This window comes from Sphingobium sp. B8D3A (assembly GCF_025961995.1).
Classification (GTDB): domain Bacteria; phylum Pseudomonadota; class Alphaproteobacteria; order Sphingomonadales; family Sphingomonadaceae; genus Sphingobium.
In genome coordinates this window covers 2,060,354-2,083,461 of sequence record NZ_JAOQOS010000001.1, presented here as the reverse complement: position 1 = coordinate 2,083,461, position 23,108 = coordinate 2,060,354, and the positions used below count along the sequence as shown (strand labels likewise).

At 63.7% G+C, this 23,108-nt stretch carries 21 protein-coding genes and 2 tRNA genes; 8 read left to right on the top strand and 15 right to left on the bottom strand.

Going from position 1 to position 23,108, the window contains the following annotated elements:
• Positions 1-26: 26 nt before the first annotated feature.
• A complete protein-coding gene (locus M2342_RS09605; protein ID WP_264578908.1) occupies positions 27-1,070 on the bottom strand; it encodes a FecR family protein in 1,044 nt (347 codons plus the stop codon).
• Positions 1,067-1,552, bottom strand: a complete 486-nt coding sequence (locus M2342_RS09600; RefSeq protein ID WP_264572854.1) for an RNA polymerase sigma factor — start codon at positions 1,550-1,552, stop codon at positions 1,067-1,069. Before M2342_RS09600 ends, M2342_RS09605 begins: the two co-directional genes overlap by 4 nt.
• Before the next feature lie 223 nt (positions 1,553-1,775).
• On the opposite strand from M2342_RS09600, the gene mazG reads away from it, so the two are divergent.
• Positions 1,776-2,540 (top strand): nucleoside triphosphate pyrophosphohydrolase, encoded by a 765-nt coding sequence (gene mazG, locus M2342_RS09595; protein ID WP_264578907.1) that lies wholly within the window; start codon positions 1,776-1,778, stop codon positions 2,538-2,540.
• 9 nt (positions 2,541-2,549) lie between these two features.
• Here mazG and hflX read toward each other — a convergent pair whose 3' ends face one another.
• From hflX to dusB, 7 genes are all read right to left on the bottom strand, one after another.
• A complete protein-coding gene (hflX, locus tag M2342_RS09590; protein WP_413715130.1) occupies positions 2,550-3,878 on the bottom strand; it encodes a GTPase HflX in 1,329 nt (442 codons plus the stop codon).
• 44 nt (positions 3,879-3,922) lie between these two features.
• Entirely contained in the window at positions 3,923-4,411 is a 489-nt protein-coding gene (gene hfq / locus M2342_RS09585; protein ID WP_264570320.1) for an RNA chaperone Hfq, read from the bottom strand.
• Between the two features lie 150 nt (positions 4,412-4,561).
• Positions 4,562-5,932 carry a sigma-54-dependent transcriptional regulator gene (locus M2342_RS09580; RefSeq protein ID WP_181559687.1) on the bottom strand — a complete coding sequence of 457 codons (1,371 nt, stop codon included), beginning with the start codon at positions 5,930-5,932 and terminating at the stop codon, positions 4,562-4,564.
• A gap of 12 nt (positions 5,933-5,944) precedes the next feature.
• Complete coding sequence (locus M2342_RS09575) at positions 5,945-8,197, bottom strand: ATP-binding protein (RefSeq protein ID WP_264578906.1); 2,253 nt, start codon at positions 8,195-8,197, stop codon at positions 5,945-5,947.
• Between the two features lie 98 nt (positions 8,198-8,295).
• Positions 8,296-9,750, bottom strand: coding sequence for a nitrogen regulation protein NR(I) (ntrC, locus tag M2342_RS09570; RefSeq protein WP_264578905.1), 1,455 nt, complete (start codon positions 9,748-9,750; stop codon positions 8,296-8,298).
• Complete coding sequence (locus M2342_RS09565; protein ID WP_264578904.1) at positions 9,747-10,868, bottom strand: two-component system sensor histidine kinase NtrB; 1,122 nt, start codon at positions 10,866-10,868, stop codon at positions 9,747-9,749. Before M2342_RS09565 ends, ntrC begins: the two co-directional genes overlap by 4 nt.
• Complete coding sequence (gene dusB, locus M2342_RS09560; protein WP_264578903.1) at positions 10,858-11,892, bottom strand: tRNA dihydrouridine synthase DusB; 1,035 nt, start codon at positions 11,890-11,892, stop codon at positions 10,858-10,860. The genes M2342_RS09565 and dusB overlap by 11 nt, the downstream gene beginning before the upstream one ends.
• An 84-nt stretch (positions 11,893-11,976) precedes the next feature.
• Here dusB and M2342_RS09555 point away from each other — a divergent pair, with 84 nt between their 5' ends.
• Positions 11,977-13,185, top strand: coding sequence for a bifunctional 2-C-methyl-D-erythritol 4-phosphate cytidylyltransferase/2-C-methyl-D-erythritol 2,4-cyclodiphosphate synthase (locus tag M2342_RS09555; protein ID WP_264578902.1), 1,209 nt, complete (start codon positions 11,977-11,979; stop codon positions 13,183-13,185).
• A 105-nt stretch (positions 13,186-13,290) separates the two neighbouring features.
• A complete protein-coding gene (locus tag M2342_RS09550) occupies positions 13,291-13,830 on the top strand; it encodes a CinA family protein (protein WP_264572845.1) in 540 nt (179 codons plus the stop codon).
• Here the strand turns inward: M2342_RS09550 and M2342_RS09545 are convergent.
• Together M2342_RS09545 and lipA are read right to left on the bottom strand one after the other, a co-directional pair.
• Entirely contained in the window at positions 13,776-14,252 is a 477-nt protein-coding gene (locus tag M2342_RS09545; protein WP_181559680.1) for a type II toxin-antitoxin system RatA family toxin, read from the bottom strand. The genes M2342_RS09550 and M2342_RS09545 overlap by 55 nt on opposite strands.
• Before the next feature lie 6 nt (positions 14,253-14,258).
• Positions 14,259-15,197: a lipoyl synthase gene (lipA, locus tag M2342_RS09540; RefSeq protein WP_264578901.1), complete on the bottom strand. Its 939-nt coding sequence runs from the start codon at positions 15,195-15,197 to the stop codon at positions 14,259-14,261.
• Positions 15,198-15,262: 65 nt separating this feature from the next.
• Here lipA and M2342_RS09535 point away from each other — a divergent pair, with 65 nt between their 5' ends.
• The gene (locus M2342_RS09535; RefSeq protein WP_181559678.1) at positions 15,263-15,904 is read left to right on the top strand and encodes a carbonic anhydrase; all 642 of its coding nucleotides are present in this window, start codon (positions 15,263-15,265) and stop codon (positions 15,902-15,904) included.
• Between the two features lie 3 nt (positions 15,905-15,907).
• On the top strand, positions 15,908-16,291 hold the full coding sequence (locus M2342_RS09530; protein WP_264578900.1) for a gamma-glutamylcyclotransferase: 384 nt from the start codon (positions 15,908-15,910) through the stop codon (positions 16,289-16,291).
• Between the two features lie 141 nt (positions 16,292-16,432).
• Here the strand turns inward: M2342_RS09530 and ettA are convergent, their stop codons facing one another.
• A complete protein-coding gene (gene ettA, locus M2342_RS09525) occupies positions 16,433-18,112 on the bottom strand; it encodes an energy-dependent translational throttle protein EttA (protein ID WP_264572842.1) in 1,680 nt (559 codons plus the stop codon).
• Between the two features lie 262 nt (positions 18,113-18,374).
• Between ettA and M2342_RS09520 the strand changes: the two genes are divergently transcribed.
• The gene (locus M2342_RS09520) at positions 18,375-18,581 is read left to right on the top strand and encodes a hypothetical protein (protein ID WP_181559675.1); all 207 of its coding nucleotides are present in this window, start codon (positions 18,375-18,377) and stop codon (positions 18,579-18,581) included.
• Positions 18,582-18,809: 228 nt separating this feature from the next.
• Positions 18,810-18,886 (top strand) — tRNA-Pro (locus tag M2342_RS09515).
• Between the two features lie 110 nt (positions 18,887-18,996).
• On the opposite strand, the gene M2342_RS09510 is transcribed toward M2342_RS09515, so the two are convergent.
• Positions 18,997-19,072: transfer RNA gene (locus tag M2342_RS09510), tRNA-Ile, on the bottom strand.
• Positions 19,073-19,179: 107 nt separating this feature from the next.
• The gene (locus M2342_RS09505) at positions 19,180-20,904 is read right to left on the bottom strand and encodes a sensor histidine kinase (protein ID WP_264578899.1); all 1,725 of its coding nucleotides are present in this window, start codon (positions 20,902-20,904) and stop codon (positions 19,180-19,182) included.
• A gap of 148 nt (positions 20,905-21,052) precedes the next feature.
• Here M2342_RS09505 and M2342_RS09500 point away from each other — a divergent pair, with 148 nt between their 5' ends.
• A complete protein-coding gene (locus tag M2342_RS09500; RefSeq protein ID WP_181559673.1) occupies positions 21,053-21,526 on the top strand; it encodes an Lrp/AsnC family transcriptional regulator in 474 nt (157 codons plus the stop codon).
• Positions 21,527-21,629: 103 nt separating this feature from the next.
• On the opposite strand, the gene M2342_RS09495 is transcribed toward M2342_RS09500, so the two are convergent.
• Positions 21,630-22,934 (bottom strand): hypothetical protein, encoded by a 1,305-nt coding sequence (locus M2342_RS09495; protein WP_264578898.1) that lies wholly within the window; start codon positions 22,932-22,934, stop codon positions 21,630-21,632.
• Positions 22,935-23,108 lie beyond the last annotated feature (174 nt).

The following is a 23,108-nucleotide window of genomic DNA, read 5'->3' as shown; positions in this document are numbered from 1 at the left end:
CTACCTGATGAGGCGGTTCGCGCGATTTACCTCAGTCGTGCGTTCAGATTTCTTTCACGGGCGATATCCAGCAACCGATATTCCCCGTCGGAAACCCGCGTCCACCGGGCCACGCCCATGGCATCGATGGCCGAAAGAAATGTGGAGACGTCGCCGGCGCGGAGCACGGCACTCATCCGCCGCTCGGCAATGGCGGGCGTGCCGATGAGGATCTTGGCCGGGAGATAGCGGTTCATCTCGGCCACGATGTCGCCGAGCCGGGCTTCGTCGAAAATCAGGACACCCTCCCGCCAGCGCGAAACATTGCGCAGGTCGACCGGGGCGAGTGTCCAATTGCCGTCCCCCGCGACGAGGCGGTAGCCGGGGCGCATGAAGACGGTCGATGCCGTGTCCGACTTTGTCTTGAGGCCCTGCACGACGACATGGCCCTCCATGAGCGTCAGCTCGACACTGCGCTCGACGAGATTGACGTCGAACTGGGTGCCGAGCGCCTTGATCCGCTCACCACCGGCCATCACCACGAAGGGCCGCTCGCGATCTTTCGCCACCGCAAAGTTGGCGCGGCCGCTCAGCAACTCGATGCGCCGGGTCGTCTCCCCCATGCTCGCCTTGAGCGCGCTGCTCGCATCGAGGAAGACCTTGCTGCCATCGGGCAGGACGATCGCCGACGTCTTGCCCTCCGGCGTTTCGTAATAGGCTGTGACGACGGACGCTCGCTGTTCGTTGCTGGTGGGCAGCAGATCGAGCGCAACGACGGCCGCCACGGCGCCGGTGAGCAGCAGGCCGAGAGCCGCCGCGATGGCGAGCCGGCGTTTGCCCCGAGGCGCCTGGCGCGCCTCTTCGCGCAAGGCCATGATTTCCGGATGGGAACGGAGGCGATCGAGTTCCAGAAACTGGGCGACCACCGCGTCATAGTCGCGGCGGTTCTCGTCGCGTTCGGCCAGCCAACGCTCGAACTGGCGAACCTCTTGCGGAGGCAATGTGCCTGAGCGCACACGGGCCACCCATCCGGGGGCATCCACGGGCGTCGGCCGGTCGGCGACCCGAACGAGGCGAGGCAGAAACTTCATTCCGTCCCCCTGGCATTGTCGTGCAATGCTTTCAAAGCCTGCATGATGTGCTTTTCGACGGCGCTTGCCGAGATGCCCAGATGCGCCGCGATCCGGGCGTAGGTCATCTCCTCGAAGCGATGAAGAACGAACACCTGCTGAGTGCGCGGAGGCAGCGTGCGGATCACCTCCAGAGCAGCGGTGAGGCTTTGCTGCCCGATCAGGATGCGTTCTGGTGAGAAGGGATCGATCTGATCCGGCACCTCTTCGTCGGCATAGCGCAACTGGGCATTTTTGTGGTGCCGCCGCGCCAGCACATGGGAGGCGATGGTGAAGAGATAGCCCTGCACATTCTCGATTTCCGCGCTTTTCTGGCGGCTGTGCAGATTGGCCAGGACTTCCTGCACGAGATCCTCGACCTCGCCGATGGGCACCCGTTTGCTGAAATAGCGATGCAAAGCGCGCCGGTGCAGCGACACACGTTCGTCATCCAAAACAGGCACGGATTTATCCTGCACCTATGCCATCTCCGTGAGAGGTCCATTTGTTCTGTTTTCTATGAGCGTCGTTACCCGGAATTCCTCAGCGCATTCATAAAAAAAGAAAAATCGGGTCCACTTTTAAGGTGGCTCCCTGCCCGATGGGCGCTCTTTCCGGTCGACGCTGGAGTTTGGACATCGACCTGTCTACCGTCTGGCGAGCTATCCTATCGTGACGGAACCTTCATTGAGCAAGACACCCGCAGACATCGCACCGCTTCAGGACATCATGGCTCGGCTTCGCAATCCGGATGATGGCTGCCCGTGGGATGTCGCCCAGACCTTCGCCACCATCGCGCCTTACACGATCGAGGAGGCCTATGAGGTCGCCGACGCCATCGAGTCCGGCGATATGGCGGCGCTCAAGGATGAGCTGGGCGATCTGCTGTTTCAGGTCGTGTTTCACAGCCAGATGGCTTCGGAGCAAAAGGCCTTCGATCTTTCCGATGTCATCTCCGCGATTTGCAAGAAGATGTTGCGGCGCCATCCGCATGTTTTTGCGGCGCCGGGGTCGGTCTCGCCCGGTTGGGATGAGATCAAGGCTGCAGAGCGCGCCGGCAAGCCCTCGGAGGACCGCTCGGCCTTGTCAGGCGTTGCGCTCTCCCTGCCCGCCCTCTCGCGGGCGGAGAAAATCCAGAACCGTGCCGCGCGCGTCGGGTTTGATTGGGATGACATCGCAGATGTGCGCGCCAAGGTGCTGGAAGAGCTGGAGGAGGTCGAACAGGCCACCGATCAGGCCGAGCTTGAGGACGAGATCGGCGACCTGTTGTTTGCGGTCGTCAATCTCGCACGGCATCATCATGTCGATCCCGAGACGGCGCTCCGCCGGGCGAGCGGGAAATTCGAGCGGCGGTTCCGCGCCATGGAGGCCGACGCGGGCCAGGCATTTCCCGGCTTGTCGCTGGATGAGAAGGAAGCGCTTTGGCAGAAGGTCAAGCGCGCAGAGCGTTGAAAGCGAGCCTCAGGCGATCAGCCCGGCCTGGTCGCCGTGCAGGCGCACGAAGCGATCATAATCGGCCGGCTCCATCCGCACAGAGACGTGGATGGTGACTTCGCCCCCATCGGCCTCTGCCGTTTCGGACAGCACTTCGCCATGGGCATGAAGCCAGGCAAGCGCCGCGCCTTCACGTCCGCTCAGATCGAACTCGTAGCGCCGGTGGCTCTTGCCGAGAATATCGGAAAGGCGCCGGCGTAGCGCCTCGATCCCCTCGCCCGTCAGCGCGGAAACGAGGGCGACATCGGGCTCATGCTCCGCCCGGTTGCGGATCGCAGCCTGATGGTCGGGATCGTCGATCAGATCGACCTTGTTCCAGACTTCCAGCACCGGCACGGCGCTATCCACGGGCGCATCGTCGTCCTCACCGGCGACCGCGCCCAGATCGGCCAGCACGTCCAGCACGTCGGCTTTCTGCGCGTCGCTGTCAGGATGCGCGATATCACGCACATGGAGAATGAGATCGGCGGAGAGCACCTCTTCCAGGGTTGCGCGGAAGGCCGCGACCAGCTGGTGCGGCAGGTCCGACACGAAGCCCACCGTATCCGAGAGAATAGCCTTGTCGATGCCGGGAAGGCTGATTTGCCGCATCGTGGGGTCGAGCGTGGCGAACAGCATGTCCTGCGCGACCACAGCCGATCCGGTCAGGCGATTGAACAGGGTCGATTTGCCCGCATTGGTATAGCCAGCGAGCGCGATCACCGGCCAAGGCGCGCGCTGGCGCCGGGCACGATGAAGCCCGCGGGTCCGCGTAACCTGCTCAAGCTCGCGCCGGATGCGGGCCATGCGATCGCGGATCATCCGCCTGTCGGCTTCGATCTGCGTTTCGCCGGGGCCGCCAAGAAAGCCAAAGCCGCCGCGCTGCCGCTCCAGGTGGGTCCAGCTGCGCACAAGCCGGCCGGCCTGATAATCGAGATGGGCCAGCTCGACCTGCAGGCGCCCCTCGGCCGTGGCGGCGCGCTCGCCGAAAATCTCCAAGATAAGGCCGGTGCGGTCGATGACCTTGGCGGCGCAATTCTTCTCAAGATTGCTCTGCTGCACGGGTGTCAGATTATTATCGACGACGATGAGCTCGGCCTGCTCACGCACGGCAAGCGCGGCGATCTCTTCCACCTGCCCGGAGCCGAACAGCGTCGCTGGCCGGGACTGCCGCACGCGGAACGCGGAGGTCGCGCACACATCCAGCCCGATGGCAAGCGCGAGGCCTTTGGCTTCCTCCAGCCGGGCCGAGACGTCCCGCCGCTGGCGTCGGCCGAGATCGGCGTGGACCACGATGGCCCGCGTTCCACGCGTCACTTCTTCCTGATCGAGATGAAAACTAATGGGTCATCCCCATCTGTTCAGTCCTCATCTTCATCATTTTCGCCCGAGAGATCGAGCGGATGGGTGGGCTGAACGGTCGAGATGGCATGCTTGTAGACGAGCTGCACGAGACCATCGCGCTGGAGCAACATGCAGAACAGGTCATAAGCCGCGATCTCGCCCTGAAGCATCACGCCGTTGACCAGAAACATAGTCACCGGGTCGCCGGACTTATGGACCGCCGACAGGAAAATTTCCTGCAAAAGCTTCGGCTTGCGCTCATTTGATGAGAAGGCGGATTCAATCTTGGCGAGATCCATCGGATGCGCAGGCATGACCGTGGAAATGGCGTGCTTGTATACCAGTTGGGTTTGACCGTCGCGCCGAAGCAGGACCGAGAAATTATCAAACCAGGTGACGATGCCCTGAAGCTTGACGCCCTTGACCAGAAACATGGTCACCGGGGTCTTGCTCTTGCGAAGGCTGTTGAGAAATATGTCCTGTAAGTTATTGAGTTTTTCGGCCATTTTCTACTCCATTATTGGCGGCTCGCTGTCCGCGTCGCGCTCTGTCAAAGCGTCGATATGCCCCATGAGCGGGGTGACTGGTGCACGCTATGTGATTCCCGGGGAGAAATCCAGCCCCGGCTTGTTGCGCTGCACAAAGGTTTTCAGTGTTCAACTATCGCGTTCATCTCCCAGCCCGAGCGACTTCAGCTTGCGGTGCAGGGCCGAGCGCTCCATGCCAATGAACGCAGCGGTCCGCGAAATGTTGCCGGAAAAGCGCTTGATCTGGATGCGCAGATACTCCCGCTCGAAATTCTCGCGCGCTTCCCGCAGCGGCGCGCCCATGATCGCGGTGGACATGCCGGTGTCGTCGCCACCGCCGGTAGCCTCCGCGGGCAGCATCTCCAGCTCGATCACGCCGCCCGAGTTCATCGGCGCCAGAATGACGGTGCGCTCGACGACATTGCGGAGCTGGCGGACATTGCCCGGCCAATCAGCCGATTGCAGGGCGGCCATCGCATTGGGCGCCATGTTCGGGGAGGCCATGCCGCGCTCGGCGGCAAAGCGCGCCAGATAATGCTCGACCAGACCGGGAATGTCATCCCGCCGTTCTGCCAGCGGCGGCAAGGTGAGCGGCACGACATTGAGCCGGTAATAAAGATCTTCACGGAACCGCCGCTCGGCGATCTCTTCCTTGAGATCACGCGCCGTGGATGAGATGACCCGAATGTCGACCTTCACCTGCCGCTGCCCGCCGATACGGGTAAAGCTTTGGTCGGTCAGCACCCGCAGGATCTTGCCCTGCGTGGTGAGCGGCATGTCGGCGATTTCGTCGAGAAACAGCGTGCCGCCATGGGCCTGCTCCAGCAGGCCGGGCCGGATCACCCCGTCGGATCCCTCCACGCCGAACAGCGCTTCTTCGGCGCGCTCCGGCTCGATCCGCGCCGCCGTCACGATCACGAACGGACCGCTCGCCCGGGTCGACCAATTGTGGAGCATTCGCGCCGCCACTTCCTTGCCGACGCCGGCCGGTCCGGTAATCAGCACCCGGCTGCCGGTGCCGGCGACCTTCTTGATCGTGGCACGCACCGTGTTGATCGCATTGCTGGTGCCGGTCAGTTCCTCTTCCTGGCCGAACCGCGCGCGCAGCACCTGATTCTCCCGGCGCAGGCGCTCGGTTTCCGTCGCCCGGTTGACGATGTGAAGAAGCTGGTCGGATTCAAACGGCTTCTCGATGAAATCGACCGCCCCGCGCCGGATCGCCGCGACAGCCGTATCGATATTGCCATGGCCCGAGATCATCAGCACCGGAATGCTGGGGTCTCGCTCCTTAATGATGTCGAGCAGTTCAAGGCCATCCAGCTTTGACCCCTGCAGCCACACGTCCAGCAACACCAGCGATGGGCGCCGCGCGGCAAGCGCTTCCAACGTCTCGTCACTATTGGCGGCAAGGCGCGTCTCGAACCCCTCGTCCTCGAGGACACCCGCGACCAGTTCCCGGATATCGGCTTCGTCATCGACGATCAGAACATCAAGCGCCATTCAACGTCTCTTTCATATTGTCTCGGCCCTCTCGTCGCCCTCTGCGAGGCGCGACAGCCGTTCCACGTCGAAGCGGAGAGTCACGACCGTGCCTCCGCTTTCGGCATCGCCGAAGGTGATGGAGCCGAAATGCTCCTCGACGATCTTCTTCACGATCGCGAGCCCGAGGCCGGTGCCTTTGGCGCGCGTCGTCATATAGGGTTCGATGATCCGCTCGCGCTGCTCCGGCAGGCCGATCCCGTCGTCGGTCACGGAAATGGCGAGCTGCCCTTCCTCACGCAGCACGAGCATCGTCACATGGCCATGCTGGGCACTGGCGGGCGGTTGATCGCCCTCCCCCTTAGGCGCGTCCGCAAGATGCCGCTGCTCGATGGCCTCGACCGCGTTCTTGACGATATTGGTCAGCGCCTGGCCGATCTGCCGACGATCGCAGACCAAGGCCGGGTCGGCTTCCTCGCTGGCGAAGGTGAAAGTAATCTCGGGGTGCGCGACCTCATGCAGAAACATCGCATGGCGGGCGATGTCGATTACCGCTTCCTCCCGGAAGACCGGCTTGGGCATGCGCGCGAAGGAGGTAAACTCATCGACGATACGGCGCAGATCGCCGACCTGCCGCACGATCGTCTCGGTCAGCCGGCGGAAGGTGCTGGGATCGGACTCGATCTCCTTGCCATAGCGCCGCTGCAGCCGCTCGGCGGCGAGCTGAATCGGGGTCAGCGGATTCTTGATTTCATGGGCGATCCGGCGGGCGACATCCGACCAGGCGGCGCGGCGCTGGTCGAGCAGTTGCTCGGTAATGTCATCGAAGGTCAGCACCTGATTGCCATCCTCGACGACCACGCGGACGGCGAGCGTACGCACTTCGCCCCGGGCGCGGATCTGGATGATGTCGGCACCGGTGCCGGCCTCCATCAGCGCTGCCAGCTCCTCGGACACATCGGCAAGCCGTTGGCCGACTGCCTGTTCGCCGGGGCGCACGAGCAGACCCGCTGCCGAGCTGTTCAGGATCTGGATGGTCCCGTCGCGGTCGACAGACACCACGCCCGCGCTGACACCGGATAGCACGGCCTCGATGAGCGCCCGACGATCGGCGAGCTGGTTGTTGGCCGAAACGAGCGCGCCGGTCTGCGCCTCCAGTCGCTGGGTCATCCGGTTGAACGCGCTTGCCAGTGTGCCCAGTTCGTCGCGAGAATGAGAGTCAGTGACCCGCGCCGACAGATCGCCTGCCGTCACACGCCGCGCGGCATCCACCAACTCTCCCACCGGTCGGACGAGTCGATCCGCCACGGCCAGCGCAATCCAAACTGCTGTGCCCACCAGCATCAAGGTGCCGATGAACAACGCGATGTTGAAGCGCAACTGCAACTGCCGGGACCGCGCGGCGAACTCGTCATAATCGGCGAGCACGGCCTGAGCGCGCTCCATCTCGCTGAAAGCTGAGACGGCCGAATCGCGGGTGGCGTAGAGGAAGGTGTTGGACTCGGGATAAAGGAGCACAAAGGCTTCGATCTGGTTAGGCTTGGCCTGCACCACGACCGGCTGGCCATTGCGCAGATCGCGGATGATCTCCGGCGTCAGCATATCCGTGGCGGTCTGGCGTTCCGGATCGACCGTCGCTGCTGTCCGCGCGACGCCATCCTTGCCGATCTCGATGATCGCCGAGCGGTTCAGTTTCCGCGTGACCACCTGATAGATATAACCCTCCGCGAAGGACGGGCTGGAAATGCTTGATTGGGAGAGATAATTGCGCAGGTCCCCCGCCATCGTCACGGTCTCGTCGCTCAACTCCTTGAGGTTGGACTGATAATAGCCGCGCGCCAGATCGGAGGCGTTCTGGAGCATGCCGCGCGCGTCGGCCGAGAACCAGAACTGCACGCCATATTGGAAGAGCAGCGAGGCAAAGATCACGACGAGCAGGAGCGGAAGGCTCGCGATCACTGAGAACAGGGCGACGAGGCGGACGTGCAGCCGCCCGTTGCCGCCCACGAGACTGCGATTGGCGCGCCGACGGGCGATCCTCTGGCCGAGCAGAACGAGCAGTAGAATGGCGGGCAGAAGATTGAGGACCAGCAGCAGCGCCACCACGGCGGCGCTGAGCAATGTGTCATCATCCTGCGGACGGGTGAGCAACCACCAAGTGAAGCCCGCCGTGGCGACAAAGACCCCCGCCGTGAGCGGAACAGCCAGACGACTGAGCCGCTGCCAGATGCGCAACGGCCGCGACGGATCGCTCACGTTGTCCAGCACAGTCGATCTTTGATCCATCGTGGCACCGATACAACATCGGCGTGGCGGAGCAAACACGCTTAACGCGCCACGGTGGAAGTTACGGCGCTGGCCCGCCCCGGTCTATCGCACCGCAATCAGCGATGGCGCAGCGGCATGGTGGGGTCGATATCATAATGATTGAGCTTCTTGCGCAAGGTGTTGCGATTGAGCCCCAGTGTGGCCGCCGCCCTGATTTGGTTGCCATCCATCGCGGCAAGCACCTCGCTCAGGAGCACAGGTTCGATGACATCGAGCAACCGGTCGTAAAGCTCGCAGGGGCTGCCATTGCCGCCGACCGCGAGGTGATCCCGCGCCCAGCGCCGCGCCGCGTCCGCCAGATCGGCGGCGCTGCTGTCGGCCGGATCACCGACGCTATCCTGCACGCGCAGCACCTGCCGGACATGCTGGACCTGAATTTCCTGATCGCGCGTGAGCACGGTCAGGCGCTTCATCAGGTTCTGGAGTTCGCGCACATTGCCCGGCCAGTCGTAGCGCTCGAGCAGCGCGGCGGCTTGCTCGGAGAGCAGCTTGCTCGGCAATCCCTCGAAGACAGCCTGATCGAGGAAATACCGCGCGAGGATCGCGACGTCACCCGTTCGCTCGCGCAGCGCCGGCAGGCGAATCGGGACGACGTTGAGCCGGTAGAACAGGTCTTCGCGGAACCGGCCTTCGCTGATCAGCGTCGGCAGATCCTGATTGGTGGCGGCGATGATGCGCACGTTGACCCGCACCGGCCTTGTCCCGCCCACTGTCGTGATTTCGCCGGACTGGAGCACCCGCAGCAGCCGCGTCTGCGCATCCATCGGCATGTCGCCGATCTCGTCGAGAAACAGCGTGCCGCGCTCGGCCTGCTCGAACCGGCCCGCCGTTCGGGCGAAGGCCCCCGTAAACGCGCCCTTTTCGTATCCGAACAGCTCCGCCTCGATCAGCTCGCGGGGAATGGCGGCCATGTTGATCGCCACAAAGGGTTCATTGCGGCGCGGCCCCAGGCTGTGGATCGCCTCGGCCACCAGTTCTTTGCCGGTGCCGGATTCGCCTAAAACCAGAATGTTGAGATCATTGCCCACCACCCGCGCGATGGTGCGATAGACCTCCTGCATCTGCGGCGAGCGCCCGATAAGGGGCAGGCCGTCGTCCGTGCCCTCACCAGCCGCGGGTTCCGCCAGCTTGCCCTTGGCCCGAACACTGAGGGCTTCGGCTACCGCGCGGCTAAGCTCATTCAGATCGAACGGCTTGGGCAGATATTCAAATGCCCCCTGCCCCGTGGCGCGTACGGCCGTGTTGAGCGTGTTCTGCGCCGAGAGGATGATGACCTTGAGGTCAGGCTCGGAAGCCAGAATATTGCCGACATCATCGAGACCATCGCCGTCCGGCAGGATCACGTCGGTAATCAGCACATCGGGCGTGAAGCTCGCCAGCGCCTCATGGCGCTCGGCTATCGAGCCGGCGGTGCGGATGATGTGGCCTTGCCGCTTGAGCGCCTCGCTGACGACCATGCAGATCGCCGGATCGTCATCGACCACCAGGACCTTGCCGGTCAGGCGCGTCATAGGCTCCCTCCCATGGGCAGGAGAACCCGGAAGATCGACCGCCCGGCCACCTTGTCCCGCTCATACTGCACCAGGCCGTTCATATCGCGCACCAGCTTGTCGACCAGCGCGAGACCAAGGCCCTGTCCGCTGCGCTTGTTGGAAATGAACGGATTAAACAGCACATCGCGGATATTGTCCGGCACGCCGGGGCCGTTGTCGATCACCTGTATCTCGATCTGCAGCGGTGCGGCGCCCTTGCCGCGCGCGCCCATCACTGACAGGCCATGGCGGTAGGCCGTCGCAACCTGAACCGCGCCATCCGCCATGCCATCCACGGCCTCCACCGCATTCTTGACCAGATTGAGCATGATCTGCACCAGCGCGTCGCCATTCACCTGTGCGAATGGGAGAGACGGGTCATAGGTGCGGGTGATCGTGCAATTGCGGGCGAACCCGGCGCACGCCAACTCCACGGCTCGGTCGAGCAGCGGATAGATATTCTCCGGCCGGCATTCGAGCGGCTGGTTGCTGGTGAAGTGCTGCATCCGGTCGATCAGTGCAGCGATCCGGTCCACCTCGTCGCAGATCAGCTTGGTGAGCGGACGGGTTGCCTCCCCGGCATCGCCCTCCAGCAATTGCGCCGCGCCGCGAATGCCCGAAAGCGGGTTCTTGATCTCATGAGCGAGCATCGCTGCCGCGCCGGTCGCCGAGCGCACGCCCATGGATGTGCGCCGCGTGCCGAGTGCCTGCGACTGGCCATGGACATGCAGGGCGACGATCCGCCAGCGATCGTCCTCCAGCAGCGGATGAATGAGAATATCCATCTCCAACGCTTCATTCCGCCCGGCATGGACCTGAATATCATAGGCAGACAGCGGCTTGTCCGTCATCCAGATCGCCGCATCGACGCGTGGATCGGCAATGCGCAGCACACGCCCGATGGCGCTGCCGACCAGTGCCGAGCGCGCCATATTGAGCAGATTCTCTGCGCGGGCATTGGCCAGGACGATCCGGCCGTCCGGATCGATCATCAATGTCGCGACGGGATGCGCGGAGACGATTTCGGCAGCGGCAGGCAGGGATCGGGTCGGTGCATTCGCATCCGCCCCAGCCCTGAAATCGGCCTCAGGCTGCATTCCTGGCCTGTTCCGGTTCCTGATCGAGCCGTTCAGGGTGCGTCACGAACGGGGCGTAGAAGCGCTCCAGCATATCGAGCACGGTCGCCGCATCCGGCACCTGATTGACCATGTTGCGGAACTCGGCCGAGCCGGGCAGGCCCTTGGTGTACCAGCCCAGATGCTTGCGGGCCATGTTGACGCCGGTCGTCTCGCCATAATGGTCGAGCATCGCGCGATAATGCTCGACAATCACGGCATATTGCTCGGCAATACTGGGGTTCTCGACGGTCCGGCCGCTCACCAGACCCTGCATGACCTGCCCGAGCAGCCACGGCCTGCCATAGGCGCCGCGCCCGATCATCACGCCATCGGCGCCGCTCTGCGCCAGCGCGGTGCGCGCGTCGTCGAGCGAGCAGATGTCGCCATTCACGATGACGGGCAACTTCACCGCATCCTTCACGCGCCGCACGAACGCCCAGTCCGCGCTGCCCTTGTACATCTGGTTGCGGGTCCGCCCGTGAACCGTAATCAGCTTGGCGCCCAAATCCTCGGCGATGCGTGCCAGCTCGGGTGCGTTCAGGCTGTCATGGCACCAGCCCATTCGCATCTTCACGGTCACCGGCACATCGACCGCCTTCACGGTCGCCTCGATCAGTCGGGCAGCGAGCGGCAGGTCGCGCATCAGCGCCGAGCCGGCATCGCCATTCACCACCTTCTTCACCGGGCAGCCCATGTTGATGTCGATGATGGCCGCGCCCCGATCGGCATTGAGCTTGGCTGCCTCAGCCATTTCAGCGGGCTGGCAGCCGGCGAGCTGAAGCGACACCGGTTCCTCGATCGGGTGCCAGGCGGCCTTCTGCAGCGATTGCCGTGTCTCGCGGATCATCGCGGGTGAGGCGATCATTTCTGTGACGTTAAGGCCCGACCCATAGCGCCGCACGAGCGTGCGGAACGGCATGTCGGTCACGCCCGTCATGGGCGCAAGAACGACCGGTGTCTCGATCCGCACGGGACCGATCTGGATGGGTTTGAGCAGCGTCATGACCGGAATGTTGCCTAAAAAACAGGCAGCCCTTACCGCGAATGACGCTGGCGGGCAAGCAAGCCGTGCGCTAAGCGCGCCCCCATGCCCGATCAAGCCCCTCCCGCAGGCCTGTCAGCCGCGATTTTGCTCGCTGCCGGTGCCGGCTTGCGCACCGGTCACGAGACACCCAAACAGTTGCGAACGCTCGCCGGCAAGCCGGTTGTGGCCCATGCGCTGGATGCGTTGCGCGCCCATCCCGGCGTTGGCCCTGTGGCGCTCGTCGTGCCGCCAGGCAGCGAGGATGCGATGCGCAGCCTGCTCGGCCCCCGCGCGGAAGGTCTGATGATCGTTGCAGGTGGCAGCAGCCGGCGCCTCTCCGTTCTCGCCGGTCTTGAGGCGTTGGCAGGCAGCGAGCCCGGTGCGGCCCATGTGCTCGTTCATGACAGCGCCCGGCCGCTGCTTCCGGTCGACGTCATCGACCGCGTGCTCGGCGCCCTCGTCGATGGCGCCCGATGCGTGGTTCCGGTACTCCCGGTGGTCGACACACTGGTGCGCTCCGGTGGCGACGAGGCCGGCCAGGTGGTCGACCGGTCGATCCTCGCGCGCGTGCAGACCCCGCAGGGCTTCGATTTTGCCGCGCTCATAGCCGCCCATCAGAATTGGACGGGGCCAGAGGAGCCGACCGACGACGCGCAGATGCTACGGCGCGCGGGCATCGACGTGGCATTGGTGCCAGGCGACAACGCGCTTGAGAAGATCACGGGACCGGGCGATCATGAACGGATGGAGCGAATATTGACGGCCGGCATGAGCACGCGCGTGGGTATGGGTTTCGATGTGCATCGCCTCGTGGAAGGCGAAGATCTCTGGCTGTGCGGCGTGCAGATCCCCCACAGTCATGGCCTCTCCGGCCATAGCGATGCCGACGTGGCGATCCATGCGCTGGTCGATGCGATGCTTGGCGCGTTGGCCGAGGGGGATATCGGTAGCCATTTCCCGCCCAGCGATCCGCAATGGAAGGGCGCGGCTTCGGATCGGTTCCTGGCCTTCGCCTGCGATCGCGTCTTGGCGCGTGGCGGGCAGATCGAGCATGTCGACGTGACGATCATCTGCGAGGCGCCCAAGATCGGGCCGCATCGCGGGACGATGCGCGCCCGCTTGGCGGAGATCATGATGTTGCAGGAAGCCCGGATCAGCGTGAAGGCCACCACGACCGAGCGACTGGGGCTGACCGGCCGCGGCGAGGGCATCGCGGCGCAGGCCGTGGTGACTCTGCGCGTGCCGGATGATGACGTTGAACCCGCATCGTGACGCGGCCTCAAGGCAACCAAATGCCAGTCGCCACCGTTCCCGTTCGTCGAGGCCATCGTTAATGGCGTTGGCTTTTCAACCCGATGCGATCATGCGTGGACGATCATGAGTGAGTCGACCCTGAACAATGCCGATGGCGTGCTGCCTGCCGAACTTGTCGTGCTGGCCCGTCGCGTTATCGCGGAAAATCGCGCCATTGGCCGCACCGTTGCGGTCGCGGAGAGCTGCACCGGGGGGCTGGTTGCTGCCGCATTGACCGAAATTCCCGGATCGTCCGCCGTGTTCGAGGCTGGCTTCGTCACTTATTCCAACGCGCAGAAGGTCAAATTGCTCGGCGTCAGCGAAGATGTGATCGATGCCTTCGGGGCGGTCTCCATCGCCACCGCCTGGGCGATGGCGCATGGCGCCCTCAACCGGACGGGAGCCGATGTCGCCGTCTCGATCACCGGCGTGGCCGGCCCAGATGGCGGAACGGAGCTGAAGCCTGTAGGCACGGTCGTGTTCGCCCGCGCTGAAAAGGGCATGCAGGATGCCGATGCCGTCGCCGACCTGCGGAAATTCGAGGATGAAGGCCGCGCGAAGGTGCGGCTTCAGGCGGCGCTATGTGCGCTCGAACTGCTGCTGCCCGAGGCATCCGCGCCGTAAAGGGCTGCCGCCCGCTCTTCAAAAGCGCCGATCATCTTACGCAGCGCCCTGTCGAACACCTGACCGGCCAGCATCTCGAACATGCGGCTCTTGAACGCGAAATCGACTTCGAAGTCGATCAGCACCCCGCCCTCCCCGTCCGGCCGGAAGCGCCAGTCATTCGAGAGATGGCGCAATGGCCCGTCGACATAATCGACATGCACATGGTGCGGCCGCTCCTTGACGACACGCGAGGTGAAGGTCTCGCGCAACCCCTTAAAGCCGACCACCATGTCCGCCAGCATCTCCGTGTCGCTGTTCGAGCGGACCCGCATGGCGCTGACCCACGGCAGGAACTCCGGATAGGACGCGACGTCAGCCACCAGATCGAACATCTGTTCGGGCGAGTAAGGCAGATGGCGGGTTTCGTTATGCTTGGGCATGGGCGTTCAGAGGCTGCTTTTAATCGCGGCTTTGGCAAGCGCGGTTTCGCGCGCGGCCCGCATCTGGGCAAAGTCGTCGCCGGCATGATAGCTTGAGCGGGTCAGCGGGCTGGAAGCGACCTGCAGGAAGCCCTTGGCCCGCGCAATGGCGGCATAAGCCTTGAACGCCTGCGGGGTCACGAATTCCGCGACCTCGGCATGCTTGGGCGTCGGCCGTAGATACTGGCCCATGGTCAGGAAATCGATATCCGCCGAGCGCATGTCGTCCATCACCTGATGGACCTCGAGACGCTGTTCGCCGAGGCCCAGCATGATGCCGGACTTGGTGAAAATGGAGGGATCGAGCCGCTTCACCGTCTCCAGCAGCCGCAGCGAAGCATAGTAGCGCGCGCCCGGGCGGATCGTAGGATACAGCCGGGGTACGGTCTCCAGATTGTGATTATACACATCCGGCCGCGCCGCGACGATGGCCTCCACGGCGGCCTCATGCTTGTTGCGGAAATCCGGCGTCAGAATTTCGATCGTCGTTTCCGGCGTCGTGCGGCGCAGCGCCTCGATCACCTTCACGAATTGCCCTGCCCCGCCATCGGCGAGATCATCGCGGTCCACCGACGTGACGACGATATGCTCAAGACCCATTTCGGCGCAGGCATCGGCCAGATTCTGCGGCTCGCGCGGATCGACAGGCCGGGGCATCCCGGTCTTCACATTGCAGAAGGCGCAGGCCCGGGTGCAGGTGTCGCCCAGGATCATCACCGTGGCGTGTTTCTTGGTCCAGCACTCACCGATGTTCGGGCAGGCCGCCTCTTCGCAGACGGTCGCCAGCCCCTTGTCGCGCATCAACTTGCGTGTGGCTTCGTAACCGGCGCTCACCGGCGCCTTGACGCGGATCCAGTCGGGCTTGCGCGGGCGGAAGCCTGCGGGATCGGACGAGAGATCGTTCATGCCGCCCAGATAGCGACCGCAAAGCCCGCTTGCCAGCCCCCACGATCATCGGCAAAGAAATTGCCATGGTACAGTTTTCAGACATGCTCGAAGGATATCGCCGGTTTCGCGGTCAGGACTGGTCCGAACAGCGCACGCGCTGGGCGGAACTGAGCGAGGGCCAGAGCCCCCGCGTGATGGTGATCGCCTGCTCCGATAGCCGCGTCGATCCGACCCAGATTTTCGACACCAGTCCCGGCGAAATCTTCGTCGTCCGCAACGTCGCCGCGCTGGTGCCCCCGTTCGAAACCAATCCAGGGCGGCACGGCGTCTCCGCTGCCGTCGAGTTCGCGGTGCAGTTCCTTGGCGTGGGGGAAATTCTTGTGATGGGCCACGGCATGTGCGGCGGCTGCAACGCCGCGCTCACCCGCGCCATGCACGATGCGGCGCCCGGCGAAGGCGGATTCATCGCGAACTGGATATCCCTGCTGGACGACGCGCGGGCGGAGGTCGTCGCGACGCATGGCAGCGACCATGGCGGCGCGGCAGGCCGGGCGATGGAACTGGCCGCCGTCAAGGTCAGCCTCGCCAATCTGCGCACCTTCCCGTGGATCGCGGAAAAGGAAGCCAGCGGCGCGCTGGCGCTCCGAGGCGCATTCTTCGCCATATCGGATGGCGTCCTGCACGTGCTCGATGAGCAGAGCGGCGACTTCGCTCCGTTCGAATAGGCGATGGACACAGAAGTCGCTTTCTTCGTCTACGGACTATTGATGACAGGCGGACCGGGCTTCGCGGCGCTCGGCATGGAGGGCGGCGTTCGCCGCCTCGGGCCGGACCGGGTGGTCGGCCGGCTCTATCATCTGGGTGATTATCCCGGGCTGGTCACGGGCGAGTCAGGCGTGGTGCATGGCGAACTGATCGGCATCCGCGATCCGCTGCTGCTCGAGAAAATGGATGTCTATGAGTTGTACGATCCCGAGAAGCCCGGTGCGTCAGAGTATCGCCGCGTCGAGGTCGACCTGCTGGACAGTGGGCGCCGGGTCTGGACCTATGAGTATAATCGCAGTGTTGAGGGTCTACCGGTGATCGCCAACGGCCAATGGCGCAATGCCTAGCCCGGCGTCACGCCGACATCCAGCGCCCTCGCCACACTGGGTCGATCCGCGCCGAGTCGGCCGACGCTCGATCGGCCTGGCGAGAGCTGGCGATAGAGCCTCCGGCTAATCGCTGCCCCCTGCCCGGCCTCGTGAGCCTCGTTACCGCGTCAGCTTCTTGTACGCGAGTCGCGTCGGGCGATCCGCGGCGTCGCCCATGCGGCGGCGCTTGTCTTCCTCATAGGCCTCGAAATTGCCTTCGAACCATTCGACGTGGCTGTTCCCCTCGAAAGCGAGGATGTGAGTCGCCAGGCGGTCGAGAAAGAAGCGGTCGTGGCTGATGACCACGGCGCAGCCAGCGAAGTTCTCAAGCGCGTCTTCCAGAGCGCGCAGCGTCTCGACGTCGAGATCGTTGGTCGGTTCGTCGAGCAGGAGGACGTTGCCACCCTCCTTGAGCATCTTGGCCATATGGACGCGGTTGCGTTCACCGCCGGAGAGCTGGCCGACCTTCTTCTGCTGGTCCGGCCCCTTGAAGTTGAAGGCGCCGACATAGGCGCGCGTCTGCAACTCATGCTTGCCGATGGTCATCAGATCATGCCCGCCGGAGATTTCTTCCCAGACGTTATGATTCGGATCGAGCGCATCGCGGCTCTGGTCGACATAGCCCAGGCGCACGGTCGGCCCGACCTCGATGCTGCCCGAATCGGGCTGTTCCTGCCCGGTGATGAGCCGGAACAGCGTAGATTTACCCGCGCCGTTCGGGCCGATCACGCCGACAATGCCGCCCGGCGGCAGCGTGAAGGAGAGATCATCGAACAGCAGCTTGTCGCCATAGGATTTGGTGAGGTTCTTGGCCTCGATCACCTTGCCGCCAAGGCGCTCGGGTGTCTGGATGACGATCTGGGCCTTGCCCGGCGCGCGATTCTCCTGCTTCTCGACCAACTCGTCGAACGCCCGGATACGCGCCTTGCTCTTGGTCTGGCGCGCCTTGGGCGACTGCCGGATCCACTCCAGCTCCTCCTTGATCGCCTTCTGCCGACCGGCATCCTCGCGCTCTTCCTGCGCCATGCGCTTGGCCTTGGCGTCCAGCCAGCTCGAATAATTGCCCTCGAACGGGATGCCCCGACCGCGGTCCAGCTCCAGCACCCAGCCGACGACATTGTCCAGGAAGTAGCGGTCGTGGGTAACGAGAATCACGTTGCCGGTGTAGTTGATCAGGTGCTGCTCCAACCACTGGACGCTCTCGGCATCGAGGTGGTTGGTCGGTTCGTCGAGCAGCAGGATGTCCGGCTTTTCCAGCAGCAGACGGCACAGAGCGATACGGCGCTTTTCACCGCCCGAGAGGTTGTCGACGCTCCAGTCGCCCGGCGGGCAGCGCAACGCCTCCATGGCGATCTCCAGCTGATTGTCGAGCGTCCAGCCGTCGACCGCGTCGATCTTCTCCTGAAGCTCGCCCATCTCCGTCATCAGCGCGTCGAAATCGCAGTCTTCCGGCGGGTCGCCCATGATCGCGCTGATCTCGTTGAACCGGTCGACCAGATCGGCGACAGGCCGCACGCCGTCCTTCACATTTTCGATCACCGTCTTGTCGGGATCGAGCTGCGGCTCCTGCGGCAGATAGCCGACGCGAATCCCCTCGGCGGCCCAGGCCTCGCCCGTGTAATCATTGTCGATGCCGGCCATCACCTTCATCAGCGTCGATTTACCGGCGCCGTTGACGCCGATGATCGCGATCTTCGTTCCCGGCAGGAACTGAAGGTGGATGTTATTGAAAAGCGGCTTGTTTGCGCCGGGGAAGGTCTTGGTCAGACCCTTCATGACAAAGCTGTACTGGACGGCCATCGGGAAACGGTCCTCTTGAGCGGAATGGTGTATCTTTGAATTGGCGCCCGGTTAGCTTACGGAGGGTCCATTGGCAAATCCCGGCTTGTGCCGCTCCGGCACTCTCCGCCTTCCCGCGGTAAAAGCGCTGTCCCACACGAAAAACCGTCCCTTATTGCCAAGCACTTTGGTTGATAAGGCTATTGATTTCCCTGCGGCATGCGTTAATTGGGCCGCTCGTGCCCTTTGCTGTGCACGACCTTTGCTATGGGAGCCTAATAATATGAAGAAGTTTGCTGTGGCCGGCGCCGCGATCGCGCTCATGAGCCTTGCAGCGTGCGGCGAGAAGCCGGCTGCTGAGACCAACAACGTCTCCAACGAGCTGGTTGTGAACGAGCTGGACGCTGCTGCCAACGCTGCTGACAATGCTGCGAACGCGATGGACAACCTCGCCAACGTCTCGAACAACGCGGCGAACGCAGCAGAGTAATCTGCGACTGCGCTTCTGCGCATTGTTCAAGGGCGGCGTCGATCATCGGCGCCGCCTTTACATTTGGTGGTACGGTCACCGGCAATGCCGTTTGGATCGTGCCCGCCAGTTACAGGCACCGGTGATCTTCTTGCGATCATCGCCGCCTCGCCACCGGACACATCCGGGATCGGCGCGGCCTTTGTGCTTGCATCAAGGGCAAAGCGAAAGCTAAGGCCCGCCCTGGATCGGGGAGTAGCGCAGCCTGGTAGCGCATCTGCTTTGGGAGCAGAGGGTCGCAGGTTCGAATCCTGTCTCCCCGACCACTTTTCCCTTATTTTCTGAATAGTGTGATCGGCATTGCCACGGCTGAGCCGGGCGGTCGCTGTGCCTTTGCGGCAAGCGCAAAGCGCAGCAACGTCCGCTCTTCGATGGATGGTGGGCCCGGCAGGACTCGAACCCGCAACCTAGCCGTTATGAGCGGCCAGCTCTAACCATTGAGCTACAGGCCCCATTCTCCACCGCAGCGCATGGCGCCGGCTCTAGGCGCGTTAGCTTGCGGCGATCCTGCTTGGCAAGTCTTGATGCATGGTGGCGAGCGGAGCGAACAGGCGTCGGATCAGCCGTTATGGCCCTGCTCGCGATAGGCCTCGGGCGCGGTCGGAAGCACGATGCCAAAGGCCTGTGCCGTGATGGCGAACTCCCCGCCGAGATGGCGGACGATTCCCCGCACCAGTTTGAGGGTGAACGCAAGGCCGAGCGGCGGCGTGTCGCCATAGAGGCGCTGCTCGACCACATAACCCTGTTCGAGAAAGGCGCGCGCCTCGATGCCGCGCAAGGCCGTCGGGCGACTCATCGTCAAGCTCACGGAGGCGCGCTCCGGCGCCGGACAGACGCACAGGACAAGCTGTTCCCCCGCAGCCAAGCCGGCATGGCCGATGCGGATCAGGTGATTCAACATGCGTTCGATCTGGTTGCGGTCGCCATGCACAAGGCTGGAGCCGCTCTCGACCGAGAGATTGACGGCCTGGCCAAAGCCGGCGGCGTCCACCACCCTATGCAGGGCAGCGGTCAGATCGACATCATCCTGCTGGGCCGAGAGGTCTCCCCGCTCCAGTCGGCTTGCCGCGTCGAGATCGTCGAAGGTCGTCAGCAATGCCCGTGCATCCGCCAGGATGGCCCGGGCGATGTCGCGATAGACCTCAGGGACCGGGCCCAGGATCTGCGCTTCTATCATTTCGCCATAGCCCTGAACGGCGTTCAACGGCGTGCGCAGCTCATGGATCAGTTGCCGCGTGCTGGTGGCAGAGAGCGTGGCGCCCTCGTCGCTCGCCTGCGTTTCAATGGGGCGAACCGGCGCCTCGAACCGCCGCTCGCGCCTGGCAATGCCGGTATAGCCCCGGAAGCGACCGCTCTGTCGGTCAAAATGCGGTTCGCCGGAGATGCGCCATTCGCCCGCCAGCGCACCGTCCTGCAAGGTCAGGCGGCTATTCTCGAACGCGGCGCGGTGCCGAAATGCCCCAAGCGTGGCGCCATCCACCCCATGGCTGACATCCACGCCCGGCGTCGCAATGCTCAGGCCAATGATCGCCTCGGGAAATGCGCCGTCGGTCAGGCGGACGAGGCCCGAAGCATCGGTCTCGAACTGAAAGCTGTCGACATCGGCGTCCGGCGTATTCTGGACCCGAGACTCTGGCTGGACTGCATCCGGCCGAGGGTCAGCGGCGCCGGCCGCCTTGAACGGGTTCGCCTTCTTGAACCGCTCGATTTGCGCAACGAGCCGGCCGATCTGGCTTGCCTCGTCCGTGCTGCCCGGGCGATCAAGCTCCTCGGTCGCAACGACCCGGTCCGCACTCGACGTCTCTGCTTCCGCCTGCCGAACCTCGACCGCCGGCAGCGACAGATCGACTTCGCCGAAGCGTCGTAACGCAGCCATTGCGGCATCCGGCAGATCCGGACGGCGACGCAGAACACTGCGCGCCAGCGGACCTAGATGGGGTATGATCGCGGCCCAGTCTTCGCCCGTCAGACGGACAGACTTCATCATCGCCACGACAACCGAAGGATGGTCGCCCGCCAGCCATTGCACCAGCGTGGGCGAGCGAAGTCTGGACCCAAGCTCCACGACGGACGCGATGCGGCCTTCCAGGCTCACCTTCGGGCGGGCCTCCTGCAGGATCGTCAGGATGGTATGCGCCTCGTCCGGCGAAAGCTTCTGGGTTTCCACGCCAGAGACATCATATTGGGCAAGCAGATCCATGCACTGGCGCCACCGCGTCACGGCGGCACCTGTGCCCTCGCCGCCATTGGCCAGCACCGTCCGCAGAAGATCGTTGAAACGCATTCAGTTGGCCCCTGTAACGGAACCGCGTGTACTGATGGTAAACCGACCCGCCTAGCGTTAAAAAATGGGACGTTGCATTGTGGGACAATTACGTTGCAGCGACATTATATGTCTGCAAGAACATCTACCGTGAAAGGAAATGTCCTCTATGCCCGGTAGTTCGCTGGATGAGACCGACGTCAAATTGCTCGACCTGCTTCAGGAAGATGGCCGCCTGACCAATGTCGAGCTGGCACGGCGCGTCGGCCTGACCGCCCCGCCCTGCCTGCGCCGGGTGAAAAGCCTGGAAGATCGCGGCTTCATCGCCTCCTACCACGCCCATCTCGATCCGGTCGCCCTGGGCTACACGACGACGGTGTTCGCCATGGTCAGCCTGAAAAGTCAGGCGGAAGAGGATTTGCAGGCATTCGAGGCCCATGTCGCGGCGCTGCCGGAAGTTCGCGAATGCCACATGCTGAATGGCGAGATCGATTTCATCCTCAAGGTGGTGGCGCAGGATCTGCGCAGCTTTCAGCAGTTCCTCACCTCGCAGCTGACGCAAGCGCCCAATGTGGCCAGCGTGAAGACGTCGCTGACGATCCGCACGTCCAAGAACCTGCCAGGGGTGCCGGTCGGCCGCTGAGCCCGGGCGTGGCTGAGGGCTGAGGCAGTCCGTCCAACGCCCAATAAAAATGCCGGCGACAGAGCCGCCGGCATTCTAACTTTTTCGATCCACCCGCAGGGGTTCAGGCGTTGGGGCTGTTCAGCCACACCGTCCAGAGGTCGGCGGTCCGCTTGCGCACGCCGGTGCCGCTGACCTTGCCGAATGCCTCGAGAGCACCGGCCTTGTCGCCCGAACGTGCCAGCGCGATGCCGAGGCGCGTATTGACCTCATCCGCATCCACGCCGCCCTTCTGCAGCGCCAGGCGATACAGGGTCACGGCCTTGGCATTGTCGCCATAGCTCATGAAGGCGCTGGCGGTGTTTGCGGCGGGCTTGCCGGTGGCGGCAGACGCTGCGCTCTTCTCCGAAGTTGCCAGCGATGCGCGATCCTGCGTGATCCCGCTGGTCGCGACCTGATAGAGGTCGGACAGCGTGGTGCCGCTCAGAACGCCGCTGGAGCGACCCTGATCGATCACTGCCTTGACCTCGCCGGGCAGGCCGAGGCGATTGGCCGCCTCTGCATATTCATTGTAATTATAGGCGCTCTTCAGCGACTTGGTGGCCGCCATCAGACGCATGATGTCGATGCTCTCGTCGCGGGTCGCATTGGGATATTCGTCCTGCAACATCCGCAGCACCAGCGCCCAGTTGTCTGGCGTGCCGCTGACCGGCAGTGCCAGCTTGGTCCAGTCGGAGAGCGTCGGCGACTTGGCGAACACCGCCATGCTCAGGCCCTTGTTGTACCAGCTCGCATCGACAGGCTGGCCAGATGCCTTCTGCAGTTCGATCGCGCGCTTGAGGTGCGGCAGGCCCTGCTCCACCTTGGCCTTGCCGGCATCGGTGAACTGGTTGTTGACGATCTGGTCCTGCGCCTCGTTGAAATAGGTGTTTGCGATCAGCACGTCGGGCGTGGGGCCGCCGTAGCCGCCGTCGATCGCCGACTGGAAGTGCGTGCGGGCCTGATCATATTGCTTGGCGTTGAAGGCGAACTGGCCGACGAAATAGTGGAACTTCGCCACTTCGGTCGCCGGCGTCATGCCGGAGTCGATCATCGCTTCCAGAGCCTGGCGCTGGATGGCCTCATCCTTCTGGTTGATGCCGACCTGCAGCAGCAGGCTGCCGAAGAAATAGCGATCGTCGGGCTTCGTCGCCGTGGACTGGATCTCATCCAGCTTCGCCTTTGCGCCCGCAAAATCCTGCTTCTTGACCAGCTCCTGGGCTTCGACCGCTCCCTTCTGGAAGCCGCGGCTCAGCGAAATCTTGGGTGCCGAACTCTGTTCGGCCTGCTTGCCATCCCGGTTCTGCGCCGATGCGGGAGCCGTTGCAAAGGCGCCCGCCGCAAACGCGGCCAGGGTGATCGTAAGAGCAGTGGTATTGAACAGACGCATCAAATATTCCTCCAGAACTAAGATCTCGGCCCCCAAGTCGCGGATCCCGCTGACTTCATGGCCCTGCACTGCAGGATCACGCGTGAACGGGAATTGAATGCCGCTATAACCACCGTTCCCGGGCTTGTCATGAGGGCGCGATGCCGGTTGGCATGGGAAATCCGCAAGCCGTCG